This is a genomic window from Paenibacillus tundrae, assembly GCF_030812775.1.
Classification (GTDB): domain Bacteria; phylum Bacillota; class Bacilli; order Paenibacillales; family Paenibacillaceae; genus Paenibacillus; species Paenibacillus tundrae_A.
This window is the reverse complement of the sequence record NZ_JAUSTI010000022.1, coordinates 68,895-75,794: the sequence shown is the minus strand read 5'-3', so window position 1 is coordinate 75,794 and position 6,900 is coordinate 68,895. Positions and strand designations below refer to the sequence as shown.

Below are 6,900 nucleotides of genomic sequence, written 5' to 3'. Positions count from 1 at the left end.
CACACGTACCCATCCCGAACACGACCGTTAAGCCCTCTAGCGCCGATGGTACTTGGACCGCAGGGTCCTGGGAGAGTAGGACGCCGCCAAGCGAACTCTTTCATCATACATAGAAACAGGCTCTGCATGTGGATTTGTACGATGAATTGCATTTGCTCATGCAAATGCATAACATTCCCTGATAGCTCAGTTGGTAGAGCACTCGACTGTTAATCGAGTTGTCACAGGTTCGAGCCCTGTTCGGGGAGCCATTTGCTCTCATAGCTCAGTAGGTAGAGTGCATCCATGGTAAGGATGAGGTCACCGGTTCGATCCCGGTTGAGAGCTTTGGTAAGTGAGGCCCGTTGGTCAAGGGGTTAAGACACCTCCCTTTCACGGAGGTAACAGGGGTTCGAATCCCCTACGGGTCATATAGATGGAGGCTTAGCTCAGCTGGGAGAGCATCTGCCTTACAAGCAGAGGGTCGGGGGTTCGATCCCCTCAGCCTCCACCATTTAGTTATTGGGGATTAGCCAAGCGGTAAGGCAACGGACTTTGACTCCGTCATGCATAGGTTCAAATCCTATATCCCCAGCCATTTTATTATGAGTCATTAGCTCAGTTGGTAGAGCACCTGACTTTTAATCAGGGTGTCGAAGGTTCGAGCCCTTCATGACTCACCATTATATGCGCGTGTGGCGGAATTGGCAGACGCACTAGACTTAGGATCTAGCGTCTTTGACGTGGGGGTTCAAGTCCCTCCACGCGCATCCTTTATTTGCGGAAGTGGCTCAGCGGTAGAGCATCGCCTTGCCAAGGCGAGGGTCGCGGGTTCGATTCCCGTCTTCCGCTCCATATTTGCGCCCTTAGCTCAGCTGGATAGAGCGTTTGACTACGAATCAAAAGGCCGGGAGTTCGAATCTCTCAGGGCGCGCCATTATTTTTTTTGAATATCGGGATGTAGCTCAGCTTGGTAGAGCACCTGGTTTGGGACCAGGGGGTCGCATGTTCAAATCGTGTCATCCCGATTTATGGTATGCGGGTGTAGTTCAATGGTAGAACTTTAGCCTTCCAAGCTAATAGCGTGGGTTCGATTCCCATCACCCGCTTAAATATGAAAGAAAAGTCCTGCATCTGCAGGGCTTTTTTTGTTCTAGTTTTAATTATTTATTGAGTATTATTAAGGCTCTGAAGTTTTTGGTTTTTTGAACTTCGACTTATGTATATCCTCGTCTTTGAATCCAAGTTAGTTATAACAGACAGAAGCCCTCTCTTATTAAAGAAAGGGCTTCTGTTACACTCATCTCATTTAAGTGGATGCAGCAGTCATTACACTTCGAGCATACGCTCATGAAGATGAATGGTCTAGACAATGTATAACGTTACCACAGTATTGAGCCGTTTATTTTAACGGTGGTCGTGATCAGTTGCTCTTTTACGCATGCCTGCCAACCCTAGAAGTCCAAGCAGACCAAGCCAGCCCCAATCCATTCCTCTGTCACGGTCTGTTGTTGCAGCATTTGTACGAATGCTGTTGGTACGATAATCACCATTGCCAACGTTGTTAGCATTAGGATTCGTGTAATTGTTGTTTCTGTAGTTGCTGTTCTCATACTCTGTAGTCTGCTTAGTGCTGTGGTTCATGTTGTTTGTTGCTGTGTGTGCAGACGCAGATCCCGCAAGTGACACCGCTAGTGCAACAGAAGCAACGATTGTGCATACCTTTTTCATGATAATGAATCCTCCCTTCAGTTATGTGCTGCGAGTTTAATATCCCCAAAGGAAGCCCTGTATTATGTAGGATTTTCACACGTTAATAAAAACCATTTTTTGTGGAGAATTTGGTTAAGTTAAGATAGTACCTGTTAGATCACGTATTTATTTGATTAGGAGCTGTTTGTTCCAAATAATGCTTGTAGGTGCTCCCGTGGCGTAATAAACAGAAAGGAAAGTTAAAAAAAATCTAGAATTTATTGCGTCACTGTGATAAAGTATACAAAAGCTTGCTTTGCCGGTCATGTTTCTTTGTGCAGCATCTTGCTTATACAATACAATAGTAGTGTTTTGATACTTTTCGTATGTACCCATATTCACATCATCTAGACTGTATATTTATGAATTTTAAAGTATAGGTATAAGTTTTGAATGGTATGAATAGTACGTGAAAAAGGTATCATGCAACAGCTATTGTCCATTAATTGAAGCAGAACAAGGAAATGCATAATAAAGCGTGTTTTTATGATCAAAATCGGGGTTAATCCCCATTTTTACTAGTAGAAAAATAAAGATTTTCGTACCATTTTATTGTATGATGTTATGAAGGTGTCAAATTTTCGTGTACGAATGCGAACGATCAGATGGGAGGATAAGCATGACTGAAACTATGGTAACCGCCAGCAAAAGCCAATCGAACAATCTGCTTCGGAGAGACGTGCGGTTCCTGGGTAACATACTCGGAGAAGTTCTAGTCCACCAAGGGGGCACTGAACTTCTCGATATCGTTGAGAAGATTCGGGAAACGAGCAAATCGTTACGTGCAGAATTTTTGCCAGAACTGTATACAGAGTTCAAAACGATGATCCAGGAATTAGACTCGGAGAATCGCCACCAGGTTATTCGAGCTTTTGCAATTTATTTTCAATTAGTTAACATTGCTGAACAAAACCATCGGATCCGGCGTAAAAGGGATTATGAACGCTCAGCAGGAGATACTGTACAGCCAGGATCCATTGAGAAAGCCGTACAGGATCTAAAAGAACGTGGGTTGTCTCATAAGGAAGTAGAAGAGATTCTAGATGAATTGTCACTAGAACTGGTGATGACTGCTCATCCAACTGAGGCAATGCGCCGAGTGATTCTGGACATCCACAAACGGATATCAGAAGATGTCATGCTTCTTGATAATCCTACGCTAACGTTGCGTGAACGTGAGCAGTTGCGGGAGAAGCTGTTGAATGAGGTTATTACCCTCTGGCAAACAGACGAACTCCGTGACCGCAAACCGACTGTACTGGATGAAGTACGGAACGGGATGTATTACTTTCATGAAACGTTGTTCCACGTACTTCCGGACGTATATCAGGAGCTTGAACGCTGCCTGAATAAATTTTACCCTGACCATGACTGGCATGTGCCGACGTATTTGCGCTTCGGTTCCTGGATTGGTGGAGACCGGGACGGAAATCCTTCGGTAACTTCAGAGGTAACATGGCAAACGCTACTGATGCAGCGCAAGCTCGCTTTGCGTGAGTATCAGCGGATTATGATTGAATTGATGGGACATCTCAGCTTCAGCACCAATATTATTCATGTTTCCGATGAGCTGGTGCAGTCGATCGAGCAAGATCGCAACTGTGTCACATTGAAGAAAGTGGATATATGGCGCAATGAGAAAGAGCCTTATCGTATCAAACTTGCCTATATGATTGCTAAATTAAATAATGTGCTTGATGAAAATAAAGAAGGGCAGCCAGATCGCTATAGTGGGGCTCAGGATCTAATTGATGATCTAATGATTATTGATCGCAGCCTGCGTCATCACTTCGCAGATTATGTGGCAGACACAACGATTCGCAAAATGATTCGCCAAGTTGAGTTGTTCGGTTTCCACACGGCTGCACTTGATGTACGTCAACATAGCAAAGAGCATGAAAATGCGATGTCAGAAATTTTGGCTAAAATGAACATTGTAGAAGATTATGCTCGCCTCACAGAGGATGGGAAAATCGATTTGCTTGCTCGATTGCTGGAAGATCCACGGCCACTGACTTCCCCTTATCACCAATACAGTGAGGGAACGAAGGAATGTCTGGATGTCTTCCGTACAATTAAACGGGCTCAAAACGAATACGGTGCAAACTGTATCACAAGTTACCTCATCAGTATGACGCAAGGTGCAAGTGATCTTCTCGAGGTAATGGTATTCGCAAAAGAAGTAGGCTTGTTCCGTAAAGGGCCAAATGGAGAAATCGAATCTACGCTTCAGGCAGTTCCTTTGTTTGAAACAATCGATGACCTTCACGCTGCTTCCGAGATCATGCAGAAGTTGTTCAATCTTCCGGTATACCGCGCAAGCGTAAGCGCCCGAAATGAACTGCATGAGATCATGCTTGGATACTCAGACAGTAATAAGGATGGCGGAGTAGTTACTGCGAACTGGGAGTTGCGCGTTGCAATGAACGCGATTACGGCAGTAGGTAACGAACACGGCGTCAAACTGAAATTCTTCCACGGACGTGGAGGTGCTCTAGGACGTGGAGGTATGCCACTCAACCGTAGTATCTTGGCTCAACCACCACACACCATTGGGGGCGGCATTAAGATCACGGAGCAGGGCGAGGTTATCTCGTCACGTTACTCCCTGCAAGGGATTGCATACCGCAGTTTAGAACAGGCGACTTCGGCACTGATTACGGCTGCACTCAACGGTTTGGAGCCACAAGAATCGGTATCTGAACAGCAGTGGGATAACATCATTAGAGAGATCTCTGAAGTGTCACTGACGAAATATCAAGATCTTATTTTCCGTGATCCAGATTTCTTCAGCTTCTTCAAGGAATCAACACCATTACCTGAGGTGGGTGAGCTTAACATTGGTTCTCGTCCATCCAAACGGAAAAATAGCGATAAATTTGAGGATCTTAGAGCAATCCCTTGGGTATTCGCTTGGACTCAAAGTCGTTATTTGCTCCCGGCATGGTATGCGGCAGGAACGGGACTACAAAGTTTCTATCAGGATAAAGAGGAAAACCTTGCTGTTCTGAAAGAAATGTATGCAAACTTCCCATTCTTCCGTACATTGATTGATACGGTTCAAATGGCGGTTGCCAAAGCAGACCTTGTTATTGCCAAGGAATACTCTGCGATGACATCCAACAAAGAAGCACGGGATCGCATCTATGGCCAGATCGAGACAGAGTTTAAGCTGACGAAAGAGCTTATCTTGAAGATTACGGGTGAGACTGAGATTCTGAATGACGTACCAGTTATCCAAGAATCCATTAGGCTACGTAACCCATATGTGGACCCATTGTCCTATATGCAAGTACAGCTCCTAAGTGAACTGAGAGATATGCGTGAGCGTGGCGAAGATGACACAGAGTTGCTTCGTGAAGTGTTGCTTACCATTAATGGTATTGCTGCAGGTCTCCGGAACACAGGCTGATATAGCAAGTTAGAGTATCATTTTGGAATGAGCTATTCATTCAAAACTGCGTATGTATGTACAGTAAAATAAAGCATTCTCTCTTCAGTTTCAGCGAGAGATAAGACGGGACTCCAAATGGAGTTCCCGTTTTTACTGTTTTTGGCCGATATTTTGTGGCACAGTCTTGATTTTTGACCAAAGTTGATTTACGATTTGATTGGTGAATCACAAGTGTGGACGGGTATCAGAAGGCGGAAGACCCATCAGCATGTCTGGGGGAATTAGAGGTGGACAATTTAGAGAACAGGCTATTAAAGCTGGTGCTTAAGGGTGATCAGCGAGCCTTTGCAGAGATCGCTGAATTATATAAGGACAAACTGTTTCATTTGGCATACCGGATGCTGAACAACCGTCATGAGGCTGAAGACGTTGTACAGGAGACGTTTTTGCGTGTGTTTCGAAATATGGAAAAATATGATCCGAATCAGAAGTTTTCCACCTGGATCTACCGGATCGCGACGAACTTGTGTATCGACCGGCTGCGTAGGAAGAAGCCTTCTTACTCCTTGGATGCGGAGCTGAATGATCAGGAAGGATCTGACGGTTATGCGATGCTCCCAAGTGATGATCGTACTCCTGAGAGCGAAGCGCTATTGTCAGAAACGCAAACACTCATTCGTGAGGCCATTGACAGTTTACCCGCCAAATATAAATCAGTGATGATTTTAAGATATTTACAGGACTTGTCGTTACAGGAAATCAGTGATGTCACGGGCATGCCCGTAACAACGATCAAAACACGTGTACACCGTGGTCGTGATTTTTTACGCAAAAAACTAGAATATAAGCTGTAATGGCTCATTTCAAATTTTGGGCGAAATTATTTGAAACATATCCGAAACGGATGCGTATGTAATGTATGCAAGTCTTATGTATGCTTTTTTACAGATGCAAGGACTAAGTGATTGAAGAAAGGATTGGCTCTCATATGGATTGCAACTCGGCCGTCTCTTTAATGCATGAATGTTTGGATGAGTCGTTGTCCCCGGCACAGAAGATTGAACTGAAAGGTCATCTTGTAACGTGTCCGGAGTGTCGCATGCGGTTTAAAGAGTTAGAACAGACGGAAATGCTCCTTTTTGCCATGAAACATTATTCACCGTCTGCCTCGGATGAGCTGACCAATCGAATTATGAACGCTCTGCCCCAGCCCAAGAAACAGCAGTTTTGGCTCAAATGGGTCAAAGGACATCCCGCGCTGACGGCGGCAGCCTTCTTTTTGGTCGTGATGCTCTTTAGTGCTTGGAGTTTCTGGGATCAGAATAACGAAATGGTCGTTAAAGGGAATAATCTGGATCAGATCGTCATTGAAGGAAACACGGTTATTATTCCGGAAGGCAAGTCAATTGCGGGCGATCTTACTATAGAGAATGGAACCGCCCAGGTATACGGTGACGTAGACGGCAATTTGACGATCATCGACGGACAATTGTTTCAGGCATCAACAGCGCATATCTCTGGTCAGGTAAAAAGTATCGATCAGGCGCTAGATTGGTTCTGGTACAAAATAACCAATATGGTGAACGAAGTAGCTTACCGCTAGAACAGGGTGAATTCTTCAATGGTAAATACCAAGCAGGGTACCTCAAGATTGCATGGGGTACTCTTTTTTTATATGAATGAACTGTTACTGGTTGAATTTACATGGTTTATGTAAAGTTTGTGACCCCGTAACTTGCAACCTGAACGTGAACGTTATAACCTAGATACTAAAG

General features: G+C 44.5%; 4 protein-coding genes, 11 tRNA genes and 1 rRNA gene. 15 read left to right on the top strand and 1 reads right to left on the bottom strand.

The window, feature by feature from the left end; all coding sequences use genetic code 11:
- From rrf to J2T19_RS25410, 12 genes are all read left to right on the top strand, one after another.
- Nucleotides 1-92, top strand: a 5S ribosomal RNA gene (rrf, locus tag J2T19_RS25465); the annotation flags it as partial.
- Between the two features lie 83 nt (nucleotides 93-175).
- Nucleotides 176-251 (top strand) — tRNA-Asn (locus tag J2T19_RS25460).
- 3 nt (nucleotides 252-254) lie between these two features.
- A tRNA-Thr gene (locus J2T19_RS25455) sits at nucleotides 255-327 on the top strand.
- Nucleotides 328-338: 11 nt separating this feature from the next.
- Nucleotides 339-410: transfer RNA gene (locus J2T19_RS25450), tRNA-Glu, on the top strand.
- A 7-nt stretch (nucleotides 411-417) separates the two neighbouring features.
- Nucleotides 418-493 (top strand) — tRNA-Val (locus J2T19_RS25445).
- A gap of 9 nt (nucleotides 494-502) precedes the next feature.
- A tRNA-Gln gene (locus tag J2T19_RS25440) sits at nucleotides 503-577 on the top strand.
- A 9-nt stretch (nucleotides 578-586) separates the two neighbouring features.
- Nucleotides 587-662: transfer RNA gene (locus J2T19_RS25435), tRNA-Lys, on the top strand.
- A gap of 6 nt (nucleotides 663-668) precedes the next feature.
- Nucleotides 669-749: transfer RNA gene (locus J2T19_RS25430), tRNA-Leu, on the top strand.
- 10 nt (nucleotides 750-759) lie between these two features.
- A tRNA-Gly gene (locus J2T19_RS25425) sits at nucleotides 760-834 on the top strand.
- A 5-nt stretch (nucleotides 835-839) separates the two neighbouring features.
- Nucleotides 840-916 (top strand) — tRNA-Arg (locus tag J2T19_RS25420).
- Nucleotides 917-933: 17 nt separating this feature from the next.
- A tRNA-Pro gene (locus tag J2T19_RS25415) sits at nucleotides 934-1,007 on the top strand.
- 10 nt (nucleotides 1,008-1,017) lie between these two features.
- Nucleotides 1,018-1,088: transfer RNA gene (locus J2T19_RS25410), tRNA-Gly, on the top strand.
- Nucleotides 1,089-1,386: 298 nt separating this feature from the next.
- On the opposite strand, the gene J2T19_RS25405 is transcribed toward J2T19_RS25410, so the two are convergent.
- Nucleotides 1,387-1,710, bottom strand: coding sequence for a WGxxGxxG family protein (locus J2T19_RS25405; RefSeq protein ID WP_307220912.1), 324 nt, complete (start codon nucleotides 1,708-1,710; stop codon nucleotides 1,387-1,389).
- 640 nt (nucleotides 1,711-2,350) lie between these two features.
- Between J2T19_RS25405 and ppc the strand changes: the two genes are divergently transcribed.
- From ppc to J2T19_RS25390, 3 genes are all read left to right on the top strand, one after another.
- A complete protein-coding gene (gene ppc / locus J2T19_RS25400; protein ID WP_307220910.1) occupies nucleotides 2,351-5,143 on the top strand; it encodes a phosphoenolpyruvate carboxylase in 2,793 nt (930 codons plus the stop codon).
- A gap of 269 nt (nucleotides 5,144-5,412) precedes the next feature.
- Entirely contained in the window at nucleotides 5,413-5,979 is a 567-nt protein-coding gene (gene sigW / locus J2T19_RS25395; protein ID WP_307220908.1) for an RNA polymerase sigma factor SigW, read from the top strand.
- Nucleotides 5,980-6,113: 134 nt separating this feature from the next.
- Entirely contained in the window at nucleotides 6,114-6,728 is a 615-nt protein-coding gene (locus J2T19_RS25390) for a zf-HC2 domain-containing protein (RefSeq protein ID WP_145053493.1), read from the top strand.
- Nucleotides 6,729-6,900: the final 172 nt, after the last annotated feature.

Coding starts and splice junctions, on each gene's coding strand:
- J2T19_RS25405 (WP_307220912.1), bottom strand. CDS start 1,710: ATGAAAAAGGTATGCACAATCGTTGCTTCTGTTGCACTAGCGGTGTCA.
- J2T19_RS25390 (WP_145053493.1), top strand. CDS start 6,114: ATGGATTGCAACTCGGCCGTCTCTTTAATGCATGAATGTTTGGATGAG.
- ppc (WP_307220910.1), top strand. CDS start 2,351: ATGACTGAAACTATGGTAACCGCCAGCAAAAGCCAATCGAACAATCTG.